The 26,013-nt window shown below is 70.2% G+C and carries 25 protein-coding genes; 12 read left to right on the forward strand and 13 right to left on the reverse strand.

Features of this window, described 5'->3' with window-relative positions; translation table 11 throughout:
• Positions 1-97 precede the first annotated feature (97 nt).
• The 3 genes from ACWH43_RS04880 to grxD all read left to right on the forward strand — a co-directional run bounded on the left by ACWH43_RS04880 (position 98) and on the right by grxD (position 1,244).
• Entirely contained in the window at positions 98-331 is a 234-nt protein-coding gene (locus ACWH43_RS04880; protein ID WP_158445526.1) for a BolA family protein, read from the forward strand.
• Positions 328-786 (forward strand): hypothetical protein, encoded by a 459-nt coding sequence (locus ACWH43_RS04885; RefSeq protein ID WP_158445527.1) that lies wholly within the window; start codon positions 328-330, stop codon positions 784-786. The genes ACWH43_RS04880 and ACWH43_RS04885 overlap by 4 nt, the downstream gene beginning before the upstream one ends.
• A gap of 122 nt (positions 787-908) precedes the next feature.
• Positions 909-1,244 carry a Grx4 family monothiol glutaredoxin gene (grxD, locus tag ACWH43_RS04890; RefSeq protein WP_158445528.1) on the forward strand — a complete coding sequence of 112 codons (336 nt, stop codon included), beginning with the start codon at positions 909-911 and terminating at the stop codon, positions 1,242-1,244.
• 17 nt (positions 1,245-1,261) lie between these two features.
• On the opposite strand, the gene ACWH43_RS04895 is transcribed toward grxD, so the two are convergent.
• The 5 genes from ACWH43_RS04895 to tlpA all read right to left on the reverse strand — a co-directional run bounded on the left by ACWH43_RS04895 (position 1,262) and on the right by tlpA (position 5,941).
• On the reverse strand, positions 1,262-1,870 hold the full coding sequence (locus ACWH43_RS04895) for an AAA family ATPase (protein ID WP_158445529.1): 609 nt from the start codon (positions 1,868-1,870) through the stop codon (positions 1,262-1,264).
• Positions 1,871-1,922: 52 nt separating this feature from the next.
• Positions 1,923-2,171, reverse strand: a complete 249-nt coding sequence (locus ACWH43_RS04900) for a DUF1272 domain-containing protein (protein WP_158445530.1) — start codon at positions 2,169-2,171, stop codon at positions 1,923-1,925.
• A 259-nt stretch (positions 2,172-2,430) separates the two neighbouring features.
• The gene (locus ACWH43_RS04905) at positions 2,431-4,161 is read right to left on the reverse strand and encodes a carbamoyltransferase family protein (RefSeq protein WP_158445531.1); all 1,731 of its coding nucleotides are present in this window, start codon (positions 4,159-4,161) and stop codon (positions 2,431-2,433) included.
• Between the two features lie 81 nt (positions 4,162-4,242).
• The gene (locus tag ACWH43_RS04910; RefSeq protein ID WP_158445532.1) at positions 4,243-5,232 is read right to left on the reverse strand and encodes a hypothetical protein; all 990 of its coding nucleotides are present in this window, start codon (positions 5,230-5,232) and stop codon (positions 4,243-4,245) included.
• Positions 5,233-5,311: 79 nt separating this feature from the next.
• A complete protein-coding gene (gene tlpA, locus ACWH43_RS04915; RefSeq protein WP_158445533.1) occupies positions 5,312-5,941 on the reverse strand; it encodes a thiol:disulfide interchange protein TlpA in 630 nt (209 codons plus the stop codon).
• Positions 5,942-5,971: 30 nt separating this feature from the next.
• Here tlpA and argH point away from each other — a divergent pair, with 30 nt between their 5' ends.
• The 4 genes from argH (at position 5,972) to ACWH43_RS04935 (ending at position 12,107) form a co-directional block, all read left to right on the forward strand.
• Entirely contained in the window at positions 5,972-7,357 is a 1,386-nt protein-coding gene (argH, locus tag ACWH43_RS04920; RefSeq protein ID WP_158445534.1) for an argininosuccinate lyase, read from the forward strand.
• Between the two features lie 137 nt (positions 7,358-7,494).
• Complete coding sequence (gene lptM, locus ACWH43_RS04925; protein ID WP_158445535.1) at positions 7,495-7,761, forward strand: LPS translocon maturation chaperone LptM; 267 nt, start codon at positions 7,495-7,497, stop codon at positions 7,759-7,761.
• A gap of 159 nt (positions 7,762-7,920) precedes the next feature.
• A complete protein-coding gene (lysA, locus tag ACWH43_RS04930) occupies positions 7,921-9,210 on the forward strand; it encodes a diaminopimelate decarboxylase (protein WP_158445536.1) in 1,290 nt (429 codons plus the stop codon).
• Positions 9,211-9,422: 212 nt separating this feature from the next.
• Positions 9,423-12,107, forward strand: a complete 2,685-nt coding sequence (locus ACWH43_RS04935) for a TIGR02302 family protein (RefSeq protein ID WP_158445537.1) — start codon at positions 9,423-9,425, stop codon at positions 12,105-12,107.
• On the opposite strand, the gene yddG is transcribed toward ACWH43_RS04935, so the two are convergent.
• Positions 12,055-12,981 carry an aromatic amino acid exporter YddG gene (gene yddG / locus ACWH43_RS04940; RefSeq protein WP_158445538.1) on the reverse strand — a complete coding sequence of 309 codons (927 nt, stop codon included), beginning with the start codon at positions 12,979-12,981 and terminating at the stop codon, positions 12,055-12,057. The genes ACWH43_RS04935 and yddG overlap by 53 nt on opposite strands.
• Positions 12,982-13,228: 247 nt before the next feature.
• On the opposite strand from yddG, the gene ACWH43_RS04945 reads away from it, so the two are divergent.
• Both ACWH43_RS04945 and ACWH43_RS04950 read left to right on the forward strand, forming a co-directional pair.
• Entirely contained in the window at positions 13,229-14,431 is a 1,203-nt protein-coding gene (locus tag ACWH43_RS04945) for an MFS transporter (RefSeq protein ID WP_158445539.1), read from the forward strand.
• Positions 14,432-14,584: 153 nt separating this feature from the next.
• Complete coding sequence (locus ACWH43_RS04950) at positions 14,585-15,823, forward strand: MFS transporter (RefSeq protein WP_158445540.1); 1,239 nt, start codon at positions 14,585-14,587, stop codon at positions 15,821-15,823.
• A 42-nt stretch (positions 15,824-15,865) separates the two neighbouring features.
• Here ACWH43_RS04950 and phbB read toward each other — a convergent pair whose 3' ends face one another.
• Both phbB and ACWH43_RS04960 read right to left on the reverse strand, forming a co-directional pair.
• Positions 15,866-16,588, reverse strand: a complete 723-nt coding sequence (phbB, locus tag ACWH43_RS04955) for an acetoacetyl-CoA reductase (RefSeq protein ID WP_158445541.1) — start codon at positions 16,586-16,588, stop codon at positions 15,866-15,868.
• Positions 16,589-16,680: 92 nt separating this feature from the next.
• Positions 16,681-17,859, reverse strand: coding sequence for an acetyl-CoA C-acetyltransferase (locus ACWH43_RS04960; RefSeq protein ID WP_158445542.1), 1,179 nt, complete (start codon positions 17,857-17,859; stop codon positions 16,681-16,683).
• A 315-nt stretch (positions 17,860-18,174) separates the two neighbouring features.
• On the opposite strand from ACWH43_RS04960, the gene phaR reads away from it, so the two are divergent.
• Positions 18,175-18,768 (forward strand): polyhydroxyalkanoate synthesis repressor PhaR, encoded by a 594-nt coding sequence (gene phaR, locus ACWH43_RS04965; protein WP_158445558.1) that lies wholly within the window; start codon positions 18,175-18,177, stop codon positions 18,766-18,768.
• A 55-nt stretch (positions 18,769-18,823) separates the two neighbouring features.
• Here phaR and ACWH43_RS04970 read toward each other — a convergent pair whose 3' ends face one another.
• Positions 18,824-20,512: an EAL domain-containing protein gene (locus tag ACWH43_RS04970; protein WP_158448049.1), complete on the reverse strand. Its 1,689-nt coding sequence runs from the start codon at positions 20,510-20,512 to the stop codon at positions 18,824-18,826.
• Positions 20,513-20,685: 173 nt separating this feature from the next.
• On the opposite strand from ACWH43_RS04970, the gene ACWH43_RS04975 reads away from it, so the two are divergent.
• Positions 20,686-20,931, forward strand: coding sequence for a hypothetical protein (locus ACWH43_RS04975; protein ID WP_158445544.1), 246 nt, complete (start codon positions 20,686-20,688; stop codon positions 20,929-20,931).
• Between the two features lie 179 nt (positions 20,932-21,110).
• Here the strand turns inward: ACWH43_RS04975 and rpmF are convergent, their stop codons facing one another.
• Complete coding sequence (gene rpmF / locus ACWH43_RS04980; protein ID WP_158445545.1) at positions 21,111-21,296, reverse strand: 50S ribosomal protein L32; 186 nt, start codon at positions 21,294-21,296, stop codon at positions 21,111-21,113.
• A gap of 190 nt (positions 21,297-21,486) precedes the next feature.
• A complete protein-coding gene (mtgA, locus tag ACWH43_RS04985; protein WP_260349579.1) occupies positions 21,487-22,197 on the reverse strand; it encodes a monofunctional biosynthetic peptidoglycan transglycosylase in 711 nt (236 codons plus the stop codon).
• A gap of 69 nt (positions 22,198-22,266) precedes the next feature.
• Here mtgA and ACWH43_RS04990 point away from each other — a divergent pair, with 69 nt between their 5' ends.
• The gene (locus ACWH43_RS04990) at positions 22,267-23,214 is read left to right on the forward strand and encodes a polyprenyl synthetase family protein (protein WP_158445547.1); all 948 of its coding nucleotides are present in this window, start codon (positions 22,267-22,269) and stop codon (positions 23,212-23,214) included.
• 119 nt (positions 23,215-23,333) lie between these two features.
• Here the strand turns inward: ACWH43_RS04990 and ACWH43_RS04995 are convergent, their stop codons facing one another.
• Entirely contained in the window at positions 23,334-24,593 is a 1,260-nt protein-coding gene (locus tag ACWH43_RS04995; protein ID WP_158445548.1) for a histidine kinase, read from the reverse strand.
• 52 nt (positions 24,594-24,645) lie between these two features.
• On the reverse strand, positions 24,646-25,938 hold the full coding sequence (locus ACWH43_RS05000) for an adenylosuccinate synthase (RefSeq protein ID WP_158445549.1): 1,293 nt from the start codon (positions 25,936-25,938) through the stop codon (positions 24,646-24,648).
• Positions 25,939-26,013 lie beyond the last annotated feature (75 nt).

Raw genomic sequence — 26,013 nt, forward strand, 5'->3', positions numbered from 1 at the left:
CGATCCAGGGGCGGCCGCGCTCTGCGTCCCCCTGGGTTGCTTCGTCGCTTCGTTCCTCGCAATGACGGATGGCGTTGCTGATTTAGGAGTTGAACCCATGGCGATGGATGCCCATGAGATCGAGCGGATGATCAAGACGGCGCTGCCGGATGCGGCGGTCGAGATCAGGGATCTGGCCGGCGACGGCGACCACTATGCCGCGACCGTCGTCTCGGCCGCCTTCAAGGGCAAGAACCGGGTGCAGCAGCACCAGATGGTCTATGCCGCGCTGCAGGGGAATATGGGCGGCGTGCTGCACGCGCTCGCGCTGACGACGGCGGTGCCGGAATGAGGCGGCTGGCGGTGTCATTGCGCGCCGGCCTGGCGGCTGCGGCGCTCTGTATCGCGCTGAACGCAACCTCGGCCATGGCCCAAATCATGCCGCCGGTGGAGGATCCGGTCGCGAATTCGCGCGCCTTGCTGGACCGGCTTCAGAGCGACGGGGCCGAGCCATTTGTCGCCGAGGTGATGCGGCTCCTGAAGAAGAAGGGCGAGAACACCGAACTCTCCACCAATCTCAGGCCGTTCAGCAAGAAAAAGCCCGATGTCCTCGGCCTCGCCTACGACCGGAACTACAACGATCTGATCCGGGTGATGGTGTTCTACGCGCAGTACGACGATAATCGCTATCCGTTCATGTACTACCAGTTCACCTACAAGAAGATCAAAGAAGGCTGGGCGATGACCAATTTCCGCTTCGAGAACGAAGCGTCGCGCACCTTCCCGGAAGGGTATGCCGCACCCTGATCGTGCGAGGGGCGAGGCGGCGGATGCGGCTTCCTCTGGAATCTGCTAACGCTCGTCCCGATATAAGGCGGATCGCATCGGCGACCGCCATCAGTTCCGTCCGGCAGAAAGGCCGTCATCCCATGTCCGACGTCAATGCCCGCATCGAAGCGGAAGTGAAGAACAACGACGTGGTGCTGTTCATGAAGGGCACGCCGCAATTCCCGATGTGCGGCTTCTCCGGCCAGGTCGTGCAGATCCTGTCTTACGTCGGCGTGCCGTTCAAAGGCGTCAACGTGCTGGAGGACCAGGAGATCCGCGAGGGCATCAAGGCCTATTCGAACTGGCCGACGATCCCGCAGCTCTACGTCAAGGGCGAGTTCGTCGGCGGCTGCGACATCACCCGCGAGATGTTCCAGGCCGGCGAACTGCAGGCGCTCTTCGAGGAGAAGGGCATCGCGGTGAAGCAGGCGAGCTGAGGGCGCAGGCTTCGGTCTCAGCCTTCCACGCAGGGCGGCAGCGTCTCCAGCGCCGCCCATAGCGCCTGCGGCAGACCGCCCTCGCGCTCGATCAGCGAGATGCAACCGCGCCGCCCTTCGGCCACCGCCTTGGGGCGCAAGGTCGCGTTGTCGAAGACGCGCCATTGGTCGACCGCATCGATATAGGTCGGCAGGTTTTCGAGCGAACGCGCGAAGCGGCGACGGACATCGGCCTCCGCGACATCATGCCCGCCCTCGCTGACGCGGCGAGCGATGCGAGCCAGCGAGACCTCTGGGCTGGCGACGAGAAAATACAGCAGGTTGACGACGAAACCGGCCTTTCGGGCCGCGTCGATCGTGCGCAGATGGGTCTTTCCCGAAAGCGTCGTCTCGATCGAGAACGACCGCCGCTCGGCGATCAGCGAACGTGTCAATTCCAGCGCGACGCGACCGGCGCGCTGCTGCTCCATCGACGGATCGAGAGGGGAGAGTCCGCGCGCGATCTCGTCGAGATTGACGAAGCGCGTGCTGCCGGAAACGGCCTTGATGTGACGGAAGGCATAAGTCGTCTTGCCGACTCCATTGGGGCCGGCGACGATCCAGAACTGAGGGCGTGCGGTCGTCATTCCGCTCTGGCTAACACGCGCTCCATCCTCGCGCCAATCCGGGCCAGCGCTTTCAAGCCGCCGCGCATTGCGGATGCGGCTTGCGGATGCGTTCTGTCGAGGCCGGGTATTTTTCCAGCATCCGCCCCGGCCTGACCGGGCGGCGCACGAGCTCGCCGCCGCAATTCGGGCAGGTGCCGGCGAAGCGCGTCTCGGCGCAGTCGCTGCAGAAGGTGCATTCGAAGGTGCAGATCAGGGCGTCGCGCGATTGCGGCGGCAGGTCGCGGTTGCAGCATTCGCAGTTCGGGCGCAATTGCAGCATGGCGTCGTCTCCCTTCCGAGGGCCGGAAGAATGACCGCAAACCGGGCCGAAACCAGCGATTTCGTGTGATCGGACCGATCAACGAGGCGGATCGGTTTTTCAGCCCTTCGAATCTTGCGCGGTCATCCCGGGGGACCGGAGGGAGACCCGGGATCCATGCCGGAACCTTCTTCGGACAGCGCTCCGGCATGGATCCCGGATCTCCGCTTCGCTGCGTCCGGGGTGACGGCGTGCTCTTGGGCCGGGCGGCCGGCAGCCTTCACTTCACCAGCAGCCAGTCCTCCACCACCAGCGCGTCGAGCCCGCTGGTGTAGAACATCAGGATCGCGTCCTCCGCCGTGTGCAGGATCGGCTTGCCCATGATGTTGAAGGAGGTGTTGAGGATCACCGGCACGCCCGTCAGTGCGTGGAAGGCCGAGATCAGCGCGTGGTAGCGCGGATTGCGCTCGGCCGTGACGCTCTGGAGGCGGCCGGTCGCGTCCTCATGGACCACGGCCGGGACGCGGTGGCGCACCGCCTCCTTCCAGGTCAGCGTGCGCTCCATATAGGGCGCGTCCTGGTAGTTCTCGAACCAGTCGGCGGCCTGCTCGGCCAGGATCGAGGGCGCGAAGGGGCGGAAGGCCTCGCGATACTTCACCTTGGCGTTGAGGATGTCCTTGGCGTCGGCCGGGCGCGGATCGGCGATGATCGAGCGGTTGCCGAGCGCGCGCGGCCCGAATTCGGCGCGGCCCTGCACCCAGCCGATGAGCTTGCCCTCGGTGAGAAGCTTCGCCGTCACCGGCGCGATCTCCTCGGGGGCGAGCCTGCGCAGCCGTTTCTCCCAGGCCTGCATGCGCTCGAAGGGCTCGGTCGAGACGGTGGAGCCGAGATAGGGCGAGAGCGGTCCCTTCGGCGCGCGCCAGTCCGGATTCGCCTCGGCATGGGCGAGCCAGGCGGCGCCGATCGCATTGCCGTCATCGGCCGGCGCCGAGGGCACGAACACGGTCTTAAAGCCGTGGCGGCCGGCGATCCTGCCGTTGAAGGAGGAGTTCAGCGCGCAGCCTCCGGCGAGGACGAGGTTTTCGCTGGGAACGAGCGCGGCGGCCTCAGCCAGCAGCGCCTCCATCATCTCGGCGAAGACGTCCTGCCCGCAGCGGGCGAGATCGGCCCAGCCCCGGTCGAGCGCGTCGGCGGGACGTTTCGCCAGGATCTCGGCGGCGACCGCCTGCACCACATCGGCCTTGGCGAAGGAGAGCTTGTGGCCCTCGATGGTGTAGAGCCTGCGCAGCAGCGCCATCAGCTCCGGGTCGGCCTTGCCATAGGGCGCGAGCCCCATGATCTTCCATTCCTCGCCCTTGGCCTGGTCGAAGCCGGCGAGGTCGGTGACGAGCCCGAAATAGAAGCCGATCGATTCCCGGCCGCGATGGCGCTTCACCTCGCGCAGCCTGCCGTTCTCGAGCGCGAAGATGGCCGAGGCGCCGGTCTCGCCCATGCCGTCGACGACGAGGCAGGCGGCGTTCTCGAAGGGCGAGGACCAGCAGGCATAGGCCGCATGGCTGAGATGGTGGCCGTAGCGCTTCAGGCCGGTGACATTGGCCTTGCCATAGGCGCGGTCGAGGCCGAGCAGCACGCCCATGCCGGCGCGCTGCTGGCCGAGATGCAGCGAGGCGATCAGGGCGCGCTCGGTGCGCTCCGGCACCAGCGAGCGGTTGAGCTCCGGCGAGAGCCTGAGCAGCGCGTCGAGGGTGAAGGAGCCGGCCCGCGCCATCTGGTCGAGGAAGCCGGTGAAATCCTCGCCCCAGCTCGTGGCGATGGCGACCTCGGCGTCCTTCGGGATGTAGCGCTTCAGCAGAGCTTCCATCCGCGGGGCCGAATCGGGCTCGCAATTGGGCGCGCGCTTGTATTGCAGGTAGCGCTCGGTCGCCTCGGCGAAGAGCACGGCGCCGTCGGGGCCGATGATCGCGATGGCGGGGTCGTGGAAGGTGGTGGCGAGGCCGATCGTATAGCGCATGGATATGCCTTTACCCGCGCCGGCGCGCCGCGCCAATCGCAATGGCGCGGGGCCGAGCGGCCATCTGCGGAGGCGCGGCGGCTACTTCGCCGTGAAGGCGATGCTCGCCACGGTCTGGTCGATGGCCGGCTGGAGCTGCGGCATCGCGCTTTCGTCCGCCATCACGATCAGGCGGACGAAGCGGCCATCCGGGCCGATGGCGAGATATTGCGCGAAGGCCTTGTCGGCGCCGCTGGGGTGCTTGAAGCCGCCGCGCAGCAGCATGCCGTCGCCGCCGGCGAAGGGCAGGTGCCGGCGTTCGGCGATGGTGGCGTTCTCGAGATTGCGGGTGCCCTTGAGCAGCGTCTCGGAGAGCGCCTCCTCCTGCCCCGGCTTCACGGGCGCCGAGGTCTGGTAGGCGACGACCATCAGGGGCTGCGTGCCCGAGGGATCCGTGTCCCGGTCGCCGACCGTGAGCAGCGCGCCGGAGCCGCCGATGGTGTCGATGACGCGGAAGGGAGCGGCCGGCTTGATGGCGAAGGGCAGGGCGGCGAGCTTGTCGTCGAGCGAGGGTTCCTTGCCCAGAGAGACCGAGGCGATCATCGTCTTGACCGTCGCGGGGGCGAGCTTGGCGGCCTTGGGCGCCTGCACGGTGAGCATCACCGTCTTCTCGCCCTTGAACAGCGCGATCCACTTGTCGAAGGTGCCGCCATTGGGCGCGATCTGCGAGCCGGTGAGGAGCGGGATCTTCTCGCCGCCGACATCGACCCGGTCGAGCGCGGCGATGGTGACGTTCTGGCGGGCGAAGCCCGCCTTGGCCGCGTCGGCGTTCTCGAACAGGGCCGAGAGCTGGGCGTGGGCCTCGGCCGGCAGCTCGACGACGAGCACGCTCGCCTGCGTCGCCTTGTTCATCAGCCCGGCGAAGCCGGTCGCGGGCTCGAAGCCCTTCGGCGCGGCGAGCGAGACGCTGGTCCCGGCGACGGGCTTGCGCTCCTGCGCGCCGGCGGGGCTGGCCGCCAGCAGGGCGGCCAATGCCAGCGCGGCGAGGCGCGCCGGTCCGAGCTTCCCCCTGCGGTTCTCTGCGCCCGTCATGTCCGATCCTTTCCTCTGCTGCTGCGTGCAGCAGAACGCCGCAATGCGACAAGAATTCGTCGGCCGGTCGCGGGGGCGATCAGGGGCGACCGGCGGCGGCCGCCATCAGCGCCTTCGAATCGGCGCTCGCCCAGTCGGCCGGGCCCTGGATGATGCCGAGCTCGCAGCCGGATCTGTCGACGATGATGCTGACCGGCATGCCCTCGACCTGATGCGCCTTGCGCAGGGCCTGGAAGGTCGCGGCCTGCGGGTCGCCATGGAAGAGCAGGGCCGTGACCCCGTTCTCGGCGAGCCAGGCCCTGGGCTTGTCGAGATTGCGGGTGTCGATATTGATCGCGACCACGGCGAAATCGGGCCCGCCCATCGCCTTTTCGAGCGCGTCGAGCGCCGGCATCTCCTTCAGGCAGGGCGCGCACCAGGTCGCCCAGAGATTGACCAGCACGGTCCTGCCCCTGAAATCGGCGAGCGTCAGCGGCTTGCCGTCCGGGCCGGCGAAGGCGAGCTCCGGGGCCGGCGCGGGGCGGGAGCGGATCTCGACCGCGGCGACCTCGCCCTTCGCGAGCGGCGCCATGCGCGCCGCGGTTTTGGCGGCGGCGCTGCATGATCCGTTGCCGGCATCGCCCAGCCCGGAGTAGAAGGCTGCCACGCCAGCGAGGCCGAGCGCCGCCACGACCCCGAGGGCCAGTCCGATCTTTTTTCCAGACGTCATCGTGCGTCCTCAAAAGCAGGAAAGACCGTCGTGAGCAATCGCATGTGGGGTGGACGTTTCGCCACAGGTCCCGACGCCATCATGGAGGAGATCAACGCCTCCATCGATTTCGACCGGAAGCTCTGGCGCCAGGACATCCGCGGCTCGCTGGCCCATGCCGCCATGCTCGCCGAGACCGGCATCCTGACCAGAGACGACGTCGCGACCATCACCGCCGGCCTCAGGCAGGTCGAGAGCGAGATCGAGAGCGGGACCTTCACGTTTTCGCGTGCGCTCGAAGACGTCCACATGAACGTCGAGTCGAACCTCAAGGACAGGATCGGCCTCGCCGCCGGCCGGCTGCACACCGCCCGCTCGCGCAACGACCAGGTCGCGACCGACATGCGGCTGTGGGTGCGCGACACGCTCGACGAGCTCGACGGCCAGATGGCCGATCTCCAGCGTGCCCTGGCCGAAAAGGCCGAGAGCCATGCCGGCTCGGTGATGCCGGGCTTCACCCATCTGCAATCGGCGCAGCCGGTCACCTTCGGCCATCATCTCCTGGCCTATGTCGAGATGCTCGGCCGCGACCGCAGCCGGGTGCGCGATGCCCGCGCCCGCCTCAACGAATGCCCGCTCGGCGCCGCCGCGCTCGCCGGCACCTCCTTCCCGATCGACCGGCACATGACGGCGAAGGCGCTCGGCTTCGACCGGCCGACGGCGAACTCGCTCGATTCGGTCTCGGATCGCGACTTCGTGCTGGAGACGCTCTCCACCGCCTCGATCTGCGCCATGCATCTCTCGCGGCTGGCCGAGGAGATCGTGCTCTGGGCGACGCCGCAATTCGGCTTCGTCCGGCTCTCCGACGCCTTCTCGACCGGCTCCTCGATCATGCCGCAGAAGCGCAACCCGGACGCGGCCGAGCTGGTGCGCGGCAAGGCCGGGCGCGTCTTCGGCGCGCTGCAGGCGATGCTGACCCTGATGAAGGGCCTGCCGCTCAGCTATTCCAAGGACATGCAGGAGGACAAGGAAGGCACCTTCGACGCCCTCCAGACGCTGTCGCTCTGCCTCGCCGCGATGACCGGCATGGTCCGCGACATGCAGCCCGACCTCAAGGCGATGAAGAAGGCGGCCGGCGCCGGCTACGCCACCGCGACCGACCTCGCCGACTGGCTGGTGCGGGTGCTGAAGATGCCGTTCCGCGATGCGCACCACGTCACCGGCCGGCTCGTCGCCCTCGCCTCCGAGAAGAAGGTCGGGTTGGAGAAGCTCTCGCTCGCCGAGATGCAGGGCGTCGAGCCGCAGATCACCGAGGCCGTCTTCGCCGTGCTCGGCGTCGACCAGTCGGTGAAGAGCCGCGTCAGCTATGGCGGCACGGCCCCGGCCAATGTCCGCAAGCAGGCAAGGCGCTGGCTGAAGCAGCTCGCGAAGGGTTAGTTCGCGGCCGAACCGCCGCGTCGTCCCGGATTTCCGCTGCGCTTCGTCCGGGATGGCGGCTCCCCCGTCACAAGCGCTCGCGCTCCGCCGCATCCTCCGCTAAGGTCCCGCCACGTTTCGCCCGAGGGTTCGTTTTCGTGCTTGATTCCCGACTGAAATTCGGCCGCACCCTCCTGGTCGTCGGCCTGCTCGGCGTGGCGCTCGCGGCTTGCGGGCGCAAGGGGCCGCTCGAGCCGCCGCCGAACGTCGCCGGCGCGGTCGACCTTCCCGACAGCCAGATCGGCGGGGAGGACGCCAACGACGTCTCGAGCTATGGCCAGACCTCGGTGCTGGCCAAGCCGGCCAAGACGAACAAGGCGATCGCCGTGCCGGACAAGCCGTTCCTGCTCGATCCGCTGATGTAGCGGCTTCCTCCCCCGCCGGTCGCTCGGGGCGGCCGAGGCGGGGTTCGGGGTCCGTGCCGGAGCCTGCGCCGGCGGCGCGGGGCCGCGGCCCCGGAATTCCATCGCGCTCCATCCGGGATGACGGGGCGGTTTCAGTCGGCCTTCTCAGGGTTCGTTCCCATGCATCATTTCGCCTATCGCGACGGCTCGCTCCATGCCGAGGGCGTCGATCTCAAGCGGATCGCGGCCGAGGTCGGCACGCCGGTCTATGTCTATTCGACGGCGACGATCGAGCGGCACTACAAGCTGTTCGAGACGGCGGTGAAGCAGGCCGCGCCGGCCGGCAAGGCGCATGTCTTCTACGCGATGAAGGCGAACGGCAATCTCGGCGTGCTCAAGACGCTGGGCGCGCTCGGCGCCGGCATCGACACGGTCTCGGAAGGCGAGGTGCGCAAGGCCCTCGCCGCCGGCATCCCGGCAGACAAGATCGTGTTCTCCGGCGTCGGCAAGAGCGAGCAGGAACTGCGCTTCGCCGTCGAGGCCGGCATCTACCAGGTCAATATCGAGAGCGAGAGCGAGCTCGACCTGCTCTCCAGGGTCGCGGCCTCGCTCGGCAGGCGGCAGGAGGCGGTGTTCCGGGTCAATCCCGATATCGGCGCCGGCGGCCACGCCAAGATCACGACGGGCTCCTCCGAGAACAAGTTTGGCGTCTCCTTCGAGGAGGTCGGGCGGCTCTATGCCCGGGCGGCCAACCTGCCGGGCGTGCGGATCATGGGGCTCGCCGTCCATATCGGCAGCCAGATCCGCGAGATCGACGCCTTCGAGGCGGCCTATGCCAAGATGGTCGCGCTGGTCGGCGCGCTGAAGGGCGAGGGGCACCGCGTCGAGCGGCTCGATCTCGGCGGCGGGCTCGGCATCCCCTACGACATCCCCAAGGCCTTCGATTACGGGCCCAGCCTGATCGAGGCCTATGCGCAAATGGTCGGGCGGGTGACGAAGGGGCTCGACGTCGAGCTCGGCTTCGAGCCGGGACGCCTCATCGTCGGCAATGCCGGCATCCTGCTGACGCGGGTGCTGCATCTCAATCCGCGGCCGACCCGGCAGTTCCTCGTCGTCGACGCGGCGATGAACGACCTCGTCCGGCCGGCGATGTACGAGGCCTATCACGAGATCTGGCCGGTCGATGAGCGGCCGGCTGACGCGCCGGAGGTCGCCTATGACGTGGTCGGGCCGATCTGCGAATCGGGCGATACCTTCACCACCGGGCGGGCGCTGCCCCCGCTCGGGCAGGGCGATCTCGTCGCCTTCATGACCGCCGGCGCCTATGGCGCCTCGATGTCCTCGACCTACAACCAGCGCCTGCTGGTCGCCGAGGTCCTGGTCAAGGGCGACCAGTACGCCGTCACCCGCCCGCGCCAGAGCTATGAGGAGCTGATCGGGCTGGACCGGGCTCCGGTCTGGTTCGCGTGAATTCCAGCGTCAGTCCCGGGCTCGATCCGGGCAGCTCGTGACCGGCGGTCTCGGTTGCCCGGGATGGGTCCGGGCGTGACGCCGCCCGCTGTTCACGAAACGTCGAGCGCGGTGCAAAGGCCGGCCCGGGGACTGGCAATGCCACATTCCCGTGTTAGCCTGACCGGATCAGGCGATTTCACATGGAAATGGGGGCTGCCCGGAGCGATGGCATGAGCGAGGCAGAGCGCCGCAAGGCGCCCGACAGGATGGACGGCGTCCGGCAGCGGCTGAGCCGTCTCGCGCTGGCCTCGCGGGTTTCGCTCGGCTGGGAGAGGTTGTGGCCGCGGCTCTGGCTGCCGCTCGGCATCGTCCTCGCCTTCCTCGCGCTGTCCTGGTTCGGGCTGTGGACGCATCTGCCCTGGTACGGGCGGCTCGCCGGCGTCCTCGGCTTCGCCGCCGCCTTCCTCGCCGGGCTCTGGCATGTCGCCCGCCTCGTTCCGCCGACGCATCGCGAGGCGCTGACGCGGCTCGACCGCGCCTTCGCCGGCGGGCATCGCCCGGCCTCGGCGCTGGAGGACAGCCTCGCGGTCGGCGCCGGCGATCCGGTCTCGCAGGCGCTGTGGAAGCTGCATGTCGAGCGCCAGAGCCGGCAGGTGTCGGCGCTCAAGGTCGAGTTGCCGCATCCGCGGATGGCGGTGCACGACCGGCGGGCGCTGCGCGCCGTGCCGCTGCTCGCCGCCATCGCCGCCTTCTTCGTCGCCGGGCCGGAGGCGACGCAGCGCCTTTCCGCCGCCTTCGACTGGCAGGGGCCGCCCGGCTCCTCGCCCTCGACCCGCATCGACGCCTGGATCGACCCGCCGGCCTATACGAGGCTGCCGCCGATCCTGATCGACTTCGCCAGGCTCGCCAGCCCGAAGCTGAGTGCGCCGGAGAAATCGGTCATCGTCGTGCGCGTCGCGGGCAAGGCGAACATGGACGTCGTCACCACCGGCAGGCTCGAAGCCAAGCCGGCCGAGCAGGAAGGCGAAGCGGGGGCGGTCCGGCAGGCGCCGGCGAGCGACCCGCAGCAGGCCGTGCTGGAGAAGCGCTATATCCTCGCCGGCAACGGCACGCTCAGGCTCACCGGCAGCGGCGCGCCGGGCACCACGCTCGACATCACCGCCATTCCCGACCAGCCGCCGACCATCGCCTTCACCGATCCGCCCAAGCCGATCGTCGGCGGGCAGTCGGGCGGGCTGAGCATCAGCTACAAGGCCAAGGACGATTACGGGCTGGCCTCGATCGAGGTCGGCGTCTCGCGCCCCGATGCCGCGGCCGGCGGGCGCTCGCTGGTCGAGCCGCCGAAACAGAACCTCGCCGTGCCGCCTTCGGCCACCGGCGAGGAGGAATTGAAGGGCAGCGTCGACTTCTCGGCGCATCCCTGGGCCGGCGCCAAGGTACGCATGGTGCTGATCGCCAGGGACGAGGCCGGGCAGGAGGGGCGTAGCCAGCCGGTCGAGGTCGTGCTGCCGCAGCGCACCTTCACCAACCCGCTGGCCAAGGCGCTGGTCGAGCAGCGACGCAAGCTGGTGATGAATGTGGACGACCGCTCCAAGGTGCAGCTCGCCATGGACGCGCTGATGATCGAGCCCGAGCTCTTCATGAAGGAGATGGGCACCTATCTCGGCATGCGCATGCTGACCGAGCGGCTGCGCAAGGCCGGCGGCGACGACGCCTTGCGCGAGGTCGCGGAGATGATGTGGGCGATGGCCCTCCAGCTCGAGGACGGCGACATGTCGGACGCCGAGCGGGCGCTGCGGCAGGCGCAGGAGAACCTCCAGCAGGCGCTGGAGCGCGGTGCCTCCGAGGAGGATATCAGGAAGCTCACCGAGGAGATGCGGCGGGCGATGGACAACTATATGCGCCAGCTCGCCGAGCAGATGATGCGCCAGCAGCAGAACGGCGAGCAGAACCAGGCGCAATTGCCCGAGAATTTCCGCACGGTGACGCCGCGCGACCTGCAGAACATGCTCGACCGCATCGAGGAGTTGTCGAAGCGCGGCGACATGGCCGAGGCGCAGCGCCTGATGGAAGAGCTCAACCGGATGCTCAACAACCTGCAGATGGCGCGCCCCGGTCAGGGCGATCCGCGCCAGAACCAGATGAACCAGGCGCTGGGCGATCTCGACCGGATGACGCGCGACCAGCAGAACCTGCGCGACGAGACCTACCGGAACGAGCAGAACCGGCAAGGGGAGGCCCAGCGCGGCCAGCGCCCCGGCCAGCAGCAGGCCCGGCCCGGCCAGCGCGGGCAGCAGGGCCAGCAGGGGCAACGCGGCCAGCGCGGACGCCAGCCCGGCCAGCAGCCGGGCGACCAGGGCGAGGATGGCGAAGGCGGCGAGGGCATGCAGGGCCAGAACGGGCAGGGGCAGGGCCTCTCCCAGCGCCAGCAGGCGCTGCGCGAGCGTTTGCAGGACCTGCAGCGGCGGATGCGCGGTATGGGCGCGCCGCAGAACGGCGAACTCGACGAGGCCGAGGAGGCGATGCGCGAGGCCGAGAAGCAGCTCGGGCAGGGCAATGGCGACGAGGCGCTCGACGCGCAGGGCAAGGCCATCGACGCGCTGCGCCGCGGCGGCCAGAACCTCGCCCAGCAGATGCAGGGCCAGCCCGGGGACGGCACCGAGAACGCCTATGGCGAGCCGGACGGGCGCCAGCAGGGCCGGCCTTCCGGGCAGCAGCGTGGCAGCGAGGACCCGCTCGGCCGGCCGCAGCGCCAGCGCGACTGGGCCGATGGCCGGGTCAAGGTGCCGGGCGCGGACGAGAGCGCGACGCAGCGGGCCCGCCGCATCCTGGAGGAGCTGCGCAAGCGCCTCGGCGATCCGCTCAGGCCGCAGGAGGAGCTGGATTACCTGGAGCGGCTGCTCCGGCGGAACTGAGCGGCGCCACGTTTTCCGCGCGCCGCCGCGCGCCGCCGCCCGCCACCAGCGCCCCGACGACGATGAGCGCGCAGGACAGGGCCAGCAGCCAGCTCGCCGGGGCGTAGCCGCACAGTACCAGCACCACCGTCGACAGCACCGGCGCGGCATAGGAGGCGACGCCGAGCAGGGCGACGTCGCCGCGCTTCATGCCGACGTCCCAGAGCACGAAGGCGAGCCCGATCGCCCCGAGGCCGAGCCCGAGGACGCTGCCCCATTCCGTCGCCGTCAGCGACCACAGGCTGGCCTCGAAGGCGAGGTGGCAGGCAAGCGCCAGCACGGCGCAGCCGAGCATGGTGAGGCCGAGGCTTTCCGAGGGCACCGCGGCAAAGCGGCGCGAGACCACCGAATAGCTCGCCCAGGTCAGGGCGCCGAGCGCGGCCAGGCCGTGGCCGAGGCTGAGGCCGCCTCCGCTGCCGAGCCCGCCGGAGACGAGGAGCCCGGTGGCGGCGAGGCCGATCAGCGCCCCGGCGAGATGGCGCGCCTTCAGCCCGCCGCCCGGCAGCAGCGCGGCGAAGAGCACGATCAGGAGCGGCCAGAGGTAGTGGATCAGGTTGGCCTCGGCCGGCGGGGCGGTCTTCACCGCGGCGTAGTAGAGCGCGGTGTCGCCGAACAGGCCGTAGAGGCCGAGCGCGAAGGAGGCCGGCGTGGGCCAGGCGCGGCCGAGCCGGCCCCGCAGCCCCGCGATGGCGAGGATCAGCAGCCCGCCGACGACGAAGGTCATGGCGGCGAGCTGGAAGGGCGGCACCCGCCCCGACATCGCCGCGAACAGCGCCAGCGTCGACCAGAGCAGGATGGCGCAGAAGCCGGTCAGGGTGGCGGTGCGGGCGGTCATGACCGTGCAGCGGGGGACGGATTACGCTGCGATAGCAGGTTTTGCCGGCTTTGCCGATCCGGCAAGGCGGCCTCCGGCCTCGTCTTTGGGATAAGCCCGCATGCCGTCCCGGGCGAAGCGGAGGCCCGCAATGACGGTACGGATGGCCGCGGCGACGCCTCTGCTGCGCTGCATCCCGGCATCGCGGCCATAGGCGCCATGCTTCGGGCCCCGTTGACGCCGGAGCCGGCTCGGATATGCCTCCTTCATGACTACGATTCCGATGCAGGCCGTCGCGCGCCGCCCGCTGATGCCCGTCCTGGCGGCGCTCAGCCTCGCCCATCTGCTGAACGACCTCGTCCAGTCGATGATCCCGGCGCTGTATCCGCTGATCAAGGAGACCTATCGGCTCGACTTCATGCAGATCGGCTTCATCACGCTGGCCTTCCAGGTGACGTCGTCGCTGCTGCAGCCGCTGCTCGGCTACGTCACCGACCGCAAGCCCTGGCCCTATGCGATGGTCGCCGGCATGTGCTCGACCCTGGTCGGGCTGCTGCTGCTCTCCTTCGCGCACAGCTATGCCGTGGTGCTGCTCGCGGCGGGGCTGATCGGGCTCGGCTCGGCGGTGTTCCACCCGGAGGCGACGCGCATGGCCCGCCATGCCGCGGCCGGGCGGCAGGGGTTGGCCCAGGGCGTGTTCCAGGTCGGCGGCCATATCGGCTATGCGGTCGGCCCGCTGCTGGCGGCGATCGTCGTGGTGCCGCGCGGGCAGGAGAGCCTGTCCTGGTTCTCGCTGGTCGTGCTGCTGGCGATGGGGCTGATGGGCTGGATCGGCGCCCGCTACGCGGCGATGCGGCGCGAGCAGGCCTCCTCCAAGGGGCATGCCGAGGAGGTGGCGAGCCACAACCTGTCCTCGGGGCGCATCCTGCTGGCGATGACGGTGCTGATCGTGCTGCTGATCTCGAAGAACGGCTACACCGCCGCCTTCACCTCCTACTACACCTTCTACCTGATCCAGCGCTTCGGCGTGGAGGTGCAGCTCTCGCAGATCATGCTGTTCCTCTATCTCGTGGTCGGCGCCATCGGCGTCATCCTCGGCGGGATGATCGGCGACCGGATCGGCCGCGACCGGGTGATCTGGCTGTCGATCCTCGGCTCGCTGCCCTTCGCGCTGCTGCTGCCCCATGCCGACCTGTTCTGGACCGGCGTGCTCAGCGTCATCGTCAGCTTCGTCATGGCGAGCGCCTTCTCGGCGATCCTGATCTACGCCATCGACCTGGTGCCGCACCGGATCGGCCTGGTCGGCGGGCTGTTCTACGGCCTGTCCTTCGGGCTGGGCGGGGTGGCCGCGGCGGCGATCGGCGCGCTCGCCGACCAGATCGGCATCATCCAGGTGTTCAAGCTCTGCGCCTGGCTGCCGGCGCTCGGCCTCCTGACCTTCCTGCTGCCGCGTGGAGCGAGAAGAGCCTGAGCGTCGACGCGGCGCGTCGGCCGGACGGGACGCGCATCGCCACCGGGCCGGGGCTAAGAGAGGCCGCGGCCTCGGCCGGTTCCCTGACCATTCTCCCGCCGCCTGCGGCTGCTATCGCGGCCGGATTCGGTGGACGCCATGCAGGAGGGCGCGATGCTCGTGCAGATCGGAACGCTCATCGCCGCGACGAGCCTCGTGCAGCTCGCCAACGGCTTCTTCAACACCTTCCTGTCGCTGCGGCTGACGCTCGCGGATTTCGGCGCCACGGCGACGGGCATCGTGCTCAGCGCCTATTTCGTCGGCTATACCATCGGCGCGGTGAGCTGCGGCGGGGTGATCCAGCGCATCGGCCATATCCGCGCCTATACCGCCTTCGCCGGGCTCGTCGTCATCGCCACGGCGCTGATGCCGCTCGTCGCCGCGCCGGCGGCCTGGGCCGCCTGCCGGGCGGTGATCGGCGTCGGCTGCGTCGGGCTGTTCGTCACCACCGAGAGCTGGCTCAACGCCAAGGCGCTGCCGGACCAGCGCGGCCGGGTGTTCTCCTCCTACATGGTCGGGACCTTCGTGGCGCTGGCGATCGGCCAGCTCGTCGTCGCCTGGCTCAGCATCAGCTCCTCGGCGCCGTTCCAGGCGATCATCGTGCTGTTCGCCCTGTCGCTGGTGATGGTCAGCACGACCCGGGCCGAGGCGCCCGGCCTCGCGCCGGAGGCGTCGCTGCGCTATGGCGAATTGACCCGGCAGGCGCCGCTCTCGGTGATCGGCTGCGTCGTCAGCGGCCTGATCACCAGCGCCTTCTACGCGCTGGTGCCGGCCTGGATGCTGGGGGAGGGCATTCCGCAGCAGACCATCGCGCTGTTCATGCTGGTGGCGGTGCTCGGCGGGCTGGCCTTCCAGGTCCCGGTCGGGCGGCTCTCCGACCGCAACGACCGCCGGCTGGTGCTGGCCGGGCTGGCGGCGGGCTTCGCCCTGGCGGTGCTGCTGCTGGTGGCGGCGCCGCGCTCGCTGGCGGCGGGGCTGCCGCTGGCGGTGCTGCTCGGCGGTTTCATGTCGACGCTCTATCCGGTCTGCGTCGCCCATGCGCTCGACCGGATGCCGGCAGACCGGGTGGTCGCGGTCAGCGGGCGGCTGATCCTGGTCAACGGCGTCGGCTCGGTGCTCGGCCCGCTGCTCGGAGCCGGCGTCATGGCCCGCTTCGGCATCGCCGGACTGCTCTACTTCATGGCGGCGTCCGCGCTGGCGCTGACCGGCTTCGCCGCCTTGCGGATGCGGATGCGGGCGGCCCCGGCCAAGGTCGAGCGGCCCTTCGAGGTGATCGATCCGCTCAACCCGACGATCTCGCAGGAGCCGGAGGCGGTCGAGCCGGACGGCACGCCGCGCCCGGCCGCGGCCTGACGCGAAGGAGCCGCCACCCGGCGCGGGGCGGCGGCGCCGGCCTCAGGCCATGTACTGCCCGCCATTGATGGAGAAGGTCGCGCCGGTGGCGAAGGCGCCGTGCTCGGAGGCGAGCCAGACGACCATCTGCGCGATCTCCTCGGGCTTGCCGAGGCGGCCGACCGGAATGCCGGCGACGACGCGCTGGAGCGCGGCCTCGGGCATGGCGGCGACCATGTCGGTGCCGATATAGCCGGGGGTGATGGCGTTGACGGTGATGCCCTTGTTGGCGTTCTCCTGCGCCAGCGCCTTGACGAAGCCAATGTCGCCCGCCTTGGCGGCGGAGTAGTTGACCTGGCCCATCTGGCCCTTCTGGCCGTTGATCGAGGAGATCACCACGATGCGGCCGAAGCCGCGGGCGCGCATGCCCTCGATCACCGGGCGCGTCATGTTGAACAGCGAATCGAGATTGGTACGGATCACCTCCGACCAGTGCTCCTTGGTCATCTTGTGGAAGAAGCCGTCGCGGGTGATGCCGGCATTGTTGACCAGGATGTCGATCGGCCCGTTCTCGGCCTCGACCGTGGCGATGCCGGCGGCGCAGGCGTCGTAGTCGCCGACATCCCATTTATAGACCGGGATGCCGGTCTCGGCCTTGAACCTCGCGGCGGCCTCGTCATTGCCGGCATAGCTGGCGGCGACCTTGTGCCCCGCGGCCTGCAAGGCCTTGCAGATGGCGGCACCGATGCCGCGCGTTCCCCCCGTGACCAGAGCAACCTTCGTCATGGCCGTTCCCTTTTCTCTTTGACCCTCTGAGGGTGAAAACGCCCCGGCGTTGACCGGGGCGCGGATGTCGATCCCGGATCTGCGGGAGGCGTTCAGCGCTCCACGGTCAGGGCGACGCCCATGCCGCCGCCGATGCAGAGCGTGGCGAGGCCCTTCTTGGAGCCGCGCCTGGCCATCTCATGCAGCAGCGTCACCAGCACGCGCGCGCCGGAGGCGCCGATCGGATGGCCGATCGCGATCGCGCCGCCATTGACGTTGACGATGTCGGGGTTCCAGCCCAGGTCCTTGTTGACCGCCAGCGCCTGCGCCGCGAAGGCCTCGTTGGCCTCGACGAGATCGAGGTCGGAGACCTTCCAGCCGGCCTTCTCCAGCGCCTTGCGGGTCGCGGGAATCGGGCCCGTGCCCATGATCGCCGGGTCGACGCCGGCCGTCGCCCAGGAGGCGATGCGCGCGAGCGGGGTCAGGCCGCGGCGGGCGGCTTCCTTCGCCGTCATGATGACCAGCGCGGCGGCGCCGTCATTGATGCCCGAGGCGTTGCCGGCGGTGACGGTGCCGTCCTTGGAGAAGGCGGGCTTGAGCTTGGCCATGGCCTCCAGCGTGGCGCCGTGGCGCGGATACTCGTCCGTGTCGACGACGATGTCGCCCTTGCGGGTCGAGACGGTGAAGGGGACGATCTCGTCCTTGAACCGGCCGGCCTTCTGGGCGGCCTCGGCCTTGTTCTGCGAGCCGACGGCGAAGCGGTCCTGCTCCTCGCGGCTGATCTGGTACCTGGTCGCGACGTTCTCCGCCGTGGTGCCCATGTGGTAGCCGTGGAAGGCGTCCCAGAGCCCGTCCTTGATCATGGTGTCGACGAACTTGACGTCGCCCATCTTGGTGCCGGCGCGCAGATAGGCCGCGTGCGGGGCGAGCGACATCGATTCCATGCCGCCGGAGACGATGATGTTCGCGTCGCCATTGGCGATCTGCTGCAGGCCGATGGCGACGGTGCGCAGGCCCGAGCCGCAGAGCTGATTCAGGCCCCAGGCGGTCTTCTCCTGCGGAATGCCGGCGGCCATCGCCGCCTGGCGGGCCGGGTTCTGGCCCTGGCCGGCGGCGAGCACCTGGCCCATCACCAGCTCGTCGACCTCGGCGGCCTCCACCTTGGCGCGCTTCAGCGCCTCCTTGACGGCGGCGGCGCCGAGCTCATGGGCGGGGGTGTTGGCAAAAGCGCCGTTGAAGGCGCCCACCGCCGTGCGCGCGGCGCCGACGATCACGATATCCGTATCTGCCATGGGGGGAATTCCTTGCTTCTACTTTCGAGTGCCGTCCGGCTGCGCCGCTCCCGCCGACGCCGCTGTCGGTGCCACCTTCGAAGCCTGCCGTGACGGCGTCAAGTCAGCTTTTCCGACAGAGGCGGGGCCGGGGCGGGCGGAACGGCTGTGGACGGCCCGGACTCGCCGGGCCCGCGCCACAATTCCGGCGGTTTTTGCGCCGCGCTCAAAAAACTTGCGGTGCAGCACCGAGCGGCTATCGTCGGTGCGGGGAGAACGCCCCGTCGAACCGCGCCGGCCGGGCCGGTGCCACGGGTCAACGTCTAGCAGGGTATGATGGCCAGCGAAAAAGAACCGACCGTCATCAAGAAATACGCCAATCGGCGCCTCTACCACACGGGGACGAGTTCCTATGTGACGCTGGAGGATCTGGCCGGGCTGGTCCGGGCGGGCGAGGACTTCGTCGTCTACGACGCCAAGTCGGGCGAGGACATCACCCGTTCGGTGCTGGCCCAGATCATCTTCGACGAGGAGGCCAAGGACGGGCAGAACCTGCTGCCGATCACCTTCCTGCGACAATTGATCCGCTTCTACGGCGACAGCATGCAGGCGCTGGTGCCGCGCTACCTCGAATTCTCGATGGAGAACTTCACCCAGGAGCAGAGCAAGTTCCGCGAGCAGATGGCCAAGGCCTTCGGCGGAACGGCCTTCGGCGGCAACGCGCTCGACGCCATCCAGGCGCAGACCCGCGCCAACATGCAGATGTTCACCGAGGCGTTCCGGATGTTCAATCCGTTCACCGCCGCCGCGGCCGAGAAGGCCAGGCAGGCCGGCGCGGCCGAGCCCGCCAAGAGCGACGATCTCGGCGACCTCAAGCGCGAGCTCAACGAGATGCGCGAGCGGCTGGACAAATTGTCCCGCAGCAAGTGAGCGAGGCGTCGGCGGGCGCCGCCCGCCGGCCCGCCCGCGGCGGCCGGTCCGGCCCTCAGGCGAAGGCGGCGCGCCGCTGCTGCGGCTGCAGGAAGGGCGCCAGCTCGGCGCGGCCGACGAGGTGACCCTGCAGATAGGTGACGCCCCAGTCGCGCAGCATCGTCGCCTGCAATTCGTCGTCGACCCATTCCGCCACGGTCTCGACGCCGAGATGGCGGGCGAGGTCGATCAGGGTGCGGACATAGAAGCGGTCGTCGGTCGAGCGGCGCAGGTTCTGGGTGAAGGCGCCGTCGATCTTCAGGATGTCGACCGGGAAGGCGCGCAGGTGCTTCAGCGAGGTGTGGCCCGCGCCGAAATCGTCGATGGCGATGCGGCTGCCGCACTCCTTGATCCGGCCGAGCAGCTTGGCCAGCCGCACCGGGTCCTCGATCGTCGCCGTCTCGGTCACCTCCACGATCAGGCGCGCGGCGAGGCCGGGCGAGGTGCCGGCCAGGCTCAGGAAGGCGGCCAGCCATTCGGGGTCGCCGAGCGAGACCGGCGAGACGTTGATCGAGAGCCTGAGCGCGGGGTCGTCGGCCAGCAGCGCCAGCGCCAGCTCCAGCACGCGGTGGTCGAACAGCCGCACCAGGCCGCGCCGCTCCAGCATCGGGATCAGCTCGGCCGAGGCGAAGAACAGGCCGGCCTCGGGCTGCCCGACGCGCAGCAGCGCCTCGTGGAAGACGGCAATGCGCGAATGGGCCGAGACCACCGGCTGCAGGGCGAGCCGGACGCGGCGCTCGTTCAGCGCGCTGACCGCCTGGACGTCGAGGCCGCCATGCTCGGGCCTGTCCTGCCGGCGGCGCTGCGGCCGGGCGATCACCGCCTCGTCCGAGGCGCCGGCGCGGGCCGCGGCGAGGGCGGTCTCGGCGGCGGCGAGCAATTCGCCGGCATGGTTGCCGAGCTCGGGCGCGTGCGCGGCGCCGACCCGCAGGCGCACCAGGGCGATGCCGCGGCCGGTCTCGATCGCCGATTCGGCCACGACCCTGATGAAGCGGCGCGCCGCCGAATCGATCTGCTCGCGCGGGCAGCCTGAGAGGATGATGGCGAAGCTGTTGCCGGAATAACGGACCAGATGGTCGCGCCGGCGCGTCACCGAGCGCAGGCGCTCATGCACCGTGGCGACGATCTCGTCGGTCGCCTCATGGCCGAAATCGTCGTTGAGGCGGGCGAGCTCGTCGATCGCGGCGACGAGGACGGCGACCGGCCGCTCCTGCGGAAGCTGCTCCTGCAGGCACAGGCCGATCCGCTCGACCAGGGCCGGGCGGTCGCAGAGTTCGGCCGAGGCGGGGCCGGGCTCCTCGCCGCGGGCGGCGCGCTCGAGGCGGAGCACGCCATGCGCGCGGGCCGGCCGGCCGTCGCCGCCGGCGAACCAGCGGCCGCTGTCCTCCGCCCACATCTTGCGTCCGTCGAGGTCGAGCGCGTAGCGGGTGCGGTAGAGCACACCCTCGCCCTGGTCCTGCTCGCTGGAGCCGAAGATCGCGTCGTAGCGGCTCGGGCTGCCGGGCTCGACCAGCGCGGCGAAGCCGATGCCGCGCGTCATCGCCCGCTCGGGCAGCGGGCCGAGCACCTCGGCCGCGTTCGGCCCCCAGTTCAGCGCGTCGCTGCGGATGTCCCAGCCATAGACCACTTCGCCGATCGAGGAGAGCAGGCCTCTGGGGTCAACCGCAGGTTCTTTGCGGAAGCTGAAGAGCGACGGGGCGGACATCGCGGGCGGCCTCGATCGGACAATGCGCCGTGCCGTCCTGGCGCGGTCTGCCTGTCCCGGTGGTTACGGAAGCGTTTCCAAACGATGCGAGGATTCTGCTTAACACCGCGTTAAGCCTGGCCGCCGGCTTGCAACCTTCCCTTCCGTCACGACGCGTTGTGCCGGAGCGAGACATGTTGCGTAGCGGAGAGCGAGCCGATCGGGGCCGGGCAGGCGCCAGCGCCACCGCGCTGCTGCTGCTGCAGGCCGCCGCCTCGCAGGCGGGAATCGGCCCTTTCGCCTTCCGGGGGCTGGCGAGCCCGCGATCGGCGGCCTCGCTCTACCGGGCGGCGGCGCGGCTGGCCGTGCCGGGCGTCGCGGGACGCCGACACGCTGCCGGCGCCGCCGCCGCGGGACAATACGGGTCGTCCCGGGCTTGACCCGGGATCCATGCCGGAGCGTTTCCGACAGAGGCCCGGGCATGGATCCCGGCTCTGCGCTTGGCTCCGGCCGGGACGACGCTGTTCCTTTCATTCGCCGTAAAGCAAAGAAAAACCGGCCTTTCGGCCGGTTCCGTCGTCTCGTCATGCCGGCCGGAGCGGGCTCCGGCGCTGCGGTCTCAGGCCTCGGCCTTGACCGTCAGGACCTGGCGGCCGCGATACATGCCGCTCTTCAGGTCGACATGGTGCGGGCGGCGCAGCTCGCCGGAGTTCTTGTCCTCGATATAGGCGGGCTGCTTCAGCGCGTCGGCCGAGCGGCGCATGCCGCGCTTCGACGGCGACGTCTTCTTCTTCGGAACGGCCATTGTACTCTCCATCATGCCGCCGCCCGGTGCGCGGCTCGCCAAAGCCACGCCGCCGCCACGACGACGGATCAATCTCGTGAGGCGTTGCCCATACACGCTCGGGCGCGTGCTGGCTAGAGCCTTGCGTGAAAAAGTCGCTAACGCGGCTTTGCGCCGCGAATATGTCGGGGCCGGCGGCCCGGCGGGGCGCTCAGCCGGGCAGGGCGCAGTCGCCGAGGGGGCCGAGCTGGCCCATGCGCCGCTGCACCCGCCCGGCGGCCGATTGCAGGGCGCGACTCGGCCGGGCCGGATTGCGCAGCCGCGGATTCGGCAGGGCGCCGGCGAGGCGGGCGGCTTCCGCCACCGTGAGCCGGGCCGCGGATTTGCGGAAATAGCGCTGGGCCGCGGCCTCCGCCCCGAACAGGCCCTCGCCCCATTCGGCGACGTTGAGATAGACCTCGACGACGCGCGGCTTGCCCCAGGCGAGGTCGAGCGCCATGGCGAGCGGGATCTCCAGCCCCTTGCGCAGATAGGAGCGGCCCGGCCAGAGGAAGACGTTCTTGGCGGTCTGCATGGTCAGCGTCGAGGCGCCGCGGCTCGGCCCGTCATCGTCGGCCATCACGGCGTTGAGCTCGATCCAGTCGACGCCGCGATGGCGGCAGAAGCGCTGGTCCTCGGAGGCGATGACGGCGCGGATCAGGTTGGGCGAGATCCGTTCCAGCGGCACCCAGTCGCGCTCGACCGGCCGCAGAGTCAGCCAGCGGCCGAGCATCAGCGTCGAGGGCACCGGCACGAAGCGGTAGAGCGCCAGGGCGAGGGCCAAGGCCAGGACGAGCCAGAAGGCCAGCCTGAAGCACCATCCGATCAACCAGCCCAGCAGACCGCCTCCCGTCCCGCCCCGTTCCGCCATTACGCTCGCCATGGCGGCGCAGCTTGACGATGCGGCCATCGTCCGGCAAGGCCCCACCGGCAGCGAATGCGAGTTTGGTCGATGAAGCCGGTTTCTTCCCCTGTCTCCGAGAGCGATCTCGGGCCGCGCCTGGCGGCGACCGCCTCGGCGATCGAGCGGCTGCTCGAGCGGCTGCTCGGGACGGCGCCGGCGGAAGGCGAGATCGCGCGGCCCGAGCGGCTGGTCGCGGCGATGCGGCATGGCGCGCTCGCCGGCGGCAAGCGGCTGCGGCCCTTCCTGACGGTCGAGACCGCCGGATTCTTCGGCGTCCCGCGCGAGCAGGCGCTGCGGGCCGGCGCGGCGGTCGAATTGCTGCACTGCTATTCGCTGGTGCATGACGACCTGCCGGCGATGGACGACGACGATCTGCGCCGGGGCCGCCCCACCGTCCACAAGGCCTTCGACGAGGCGACGGCGATCCTGGCGGGGGACGCCCTGCTGACGCTGGCCTTCGACGTGCTGGCCGATCCGGCGACGCATGAATCCGGCGCGGTCCGGGCGGCGCTGGTGCGCGCGCTCGCCCGTGCATCGGGCCTCGGCGGCATGGTCGGCGGGCAGATGTTCGATCTCGCCGCCGAGGGGCGCTTCGAGGAGGCTCGCGGCGCGCTGGGCGAGGCCGAGATCCGGCGCCTGCAGGCGATGAAGACCGGGGCGCTGCTGGCGGCGAGCGTCGAGATCGGCGCGCGCCTCGGCGGGGCCGATGCGGCGGCGCTGGCGGCGCTCGACGCCTATGGCCGGGCGCTGGGCGCGACCTTCCAGATCGCCGACGACATTCTCGACGTCGAGGCGGATGCGGCCCAGATGGGCAAGGCGACGGCGAAGGATGCGGAGAAGGGCAAGGCGACGCTGATCGGCGCGCTCGGACTCGACGGCGCCAAGCGCGAGCGCGACCGGCTGAGCGAGGCGGCCGTGGCGGCGCTCGCCGGCTTCGGGCCGGAGGCGGAGGTGCTGCGGGCGGCGGCGCGCTTCGCGGCGCAGCGGAAGAGCTGACGCTTTACCCTTCCGGGGTCAGCCCGGGATCCATGCCGGAACGGCGCAGGCATCCCGGCTCGGCGCCGCTGTTGCGGCCCGGCCGGGACGATGCAGGAATTGCCGGCTATTATCGTCGCCTACTGCCAGCGGCCGAAGGCGTCGCCCAGCGTCTGGGCGCCGGAGACGCCCTTCTCGAAGGTGATGATGCCGCGCCGGCCGGAGGTGAACAGCACCGGCAGGTCGATCCAGCTCCGGTTCAGGATCAGGTCGGTGTTGCGCTCGACCTCGACGGGCACGTTCGACAGCGCCGCGACGAAGAGATTGTCGCCCAGCGCCGAGTTGATCGCCGAGAGCGGCGCGCCGCGCTCGCCCTCGGCGATCTTGAACTGCGGCACGCCGACCTCCTTGATGGTCTGGGTCGCGTCGCCGCTGCCGACGAAGCGCATGCCGACGATATGCGAGGCCGGGAAGGCCGAATCGGTGTTGCGGCGGATGGTGAAGTCGAGGTTCAGGCCGGCCTCGGGGATCTCGACCGTGGCGCGCACGATGGTCTCGACCGGCCGGCCCTGGCCGGCGCTCTCGCTGTCGAGCCGCCAGAAGACGCGGCCGGTGACGGCGCGCGGCTGCTGCGGGTTGTCCGGGTTCTCGACATAGAGGATGGCGCGCTGCGCGACGGCGATCTCGCCGCCCGGCTGCTGGACCGGCGTGCCGGGCGCGTTGCTGGCGCCGGGGCGGCCCTGGGCCGGCGCGTTCGGCTCGCCGACGCGGTCGGCGATCTTGCCGGCATTGTCGGATTGCGGCGGCTGCTGCACGGCGGCGGTCTCCGCGCTGGGGCGCGGCGCGTCCTGCGGCTTGAGCTTGTGCACGTAGATCGCGGTTCCGGCGATGGCGGCGACCGCCAGCGCGACCACCGCGCCGACCACGACGGTGCGGATATGGCCCGGCTTCACCCGCGGCTCGCGCGGCGGCAGGATGCGCGGGCGGGCGGGCTGGCTCTCGGCCGCCTCGGTCAGGGAGGCGTCGAAATCGGCGTCGGCTCCGTCCTCGCCGGGCTCCTGCGCCTCGCCGTCGCGCGGCAGCGGCGCGAAGGCGGTTTGCGCCTTCGGTTCGGGTGGGCGCGGCGGCTGGGCGGCGCCGGCCTGCGGGCGGATCAGCGGGCCGCGGCCGCCGGGGGGCGGCGCCGGCGATTCGTCGTATTCGGCCTCGATGCGGGCGACGGCCTCGTCGAGCGTCAGGCGCTCGCGCATGATCTCGGCCTCGCTCAGCGGCGGGTCGAGACCGCGAAGCTGTGCGACGAGGGCCGCCCGCGCCCGATCGAAGATGGCGCGGCGCGCCTCGGGAGTGTTGTCGGGCAGCCCGGCGACGGCTCGCGCCAGGATCGGGTAGAAATCGGCCATTGGCCTCACTTGTCGCTGATGACGGGCCGCGTCAACCCTCGAAGGACGGCTCTCACCCCTCGAAGGGGTTGTGGACGAGGATGGTGTCGTCGCGCTCGGGGCTGGTCGAGAGCACGGCGACGGTGGCGCCGATCAGCTCCTCGATGCGGCGGACATATTTGATCGCCTGCGCCGGCAGCTCGGCCCAGGAGCGGGCATTGGCGGTCGAGCCGTCCCAGCCTTGGATCGTCTCATAGATCGGTTCGACGCGGGCCTGGTCGGCCTGGCCGGCCGGCAGATGCTCGATGACCTGGCCGTCGAGACGGTAGCCGACGCAGACCTTGATCTCCTCGAAGCCGTCGAGGATGTCGAGCTTGGTCAGGGCGATGCCGTCGATGCCGGAGGTCTTGACCGTCTGGCGCACCAGGCAGGCGTCGAACCAGCCGCAGCGGCGCTTCCTGCCGGTGACGACGCCGAATTCCTTGCCCTTGGTGCCGATCAGCTCGCCGGTCTCGTCATGCAGCTCGGTCGGGAAGGGGCCTTCGCCGACGCGGGTGGTGTAGGCCTTGGCGATGCCGAGCACATAGCCGACCGCGGAAGGGCCGAGCCCCGAGCCGGTCGCGGCCTGGCCGGCAACGATGTTCGAGGAGGTGACAAAGGGATAGGTGCCGTGGTCGACGTCGAGCAGCGCGCCCTGCGCGCCCTCGAACAGGATGCGCTTGCCGGCGCGGCGCTCGGCGTCGAGCAGCGCCCAGACCGTGTCGGCGAAGGGCAGCACCTCGGGCGCGATCGCCTTGAGCTGGCCGAGCAGTTCCCTGCCGTCGACCTCGCCGATGCCGAGCCCGCGGCGCAGCGCGTTGTGATGGGCGAGCAGGCGCTCGATCTTGGCCGCGAGCAGGTCCGGGTCCTTGAGGTCGATGACGCGGATGGCGCGGCGGCCGACCTTGTCCTCATAGGCCGGGCCGATGCCGCGCTTGGTCGTGCCGATCTTCATGCCGGCATTCGCGGTCTCGCGGAAATGGTCGAGCTCGCGGTGCAGCGGCAGGATCAGCGTGGCGTTGTCGGCGATGCGCAGATTGTCCGGCGAGATCGCGACGCCCTGGGCGCGCAGCTTGCCGATCTCCTCGACGAGGTGCCAGGGATCGACGACGACGCCGTTGCCGATCACCGAGAGCTTGCCCGGCCGCACGATGCCGGAAGGCAGCAGCGAGAGCTTGTAGGTGACGCCGTCGATGACCAGCGTATGGCCGGCATTGTGGCCGCCCTGGAACCTGACCACGACATCGGCCTGGCTCGAAAGCCAGTCGACGATCTTGCCCTTGCCCTCGTCGCCCCACTGGGCGCCGACCACCACAACATTCGCCATGAGCGGGATGTCCCTGCTTGTTCCGCCTTGCCTCACGCAAGCGGCCCGCGCAAACGCAAAACCCCGGCGCAAGGC

This window comes from Allobosea minatitlanensis (genome assembly GCF_964020775.1).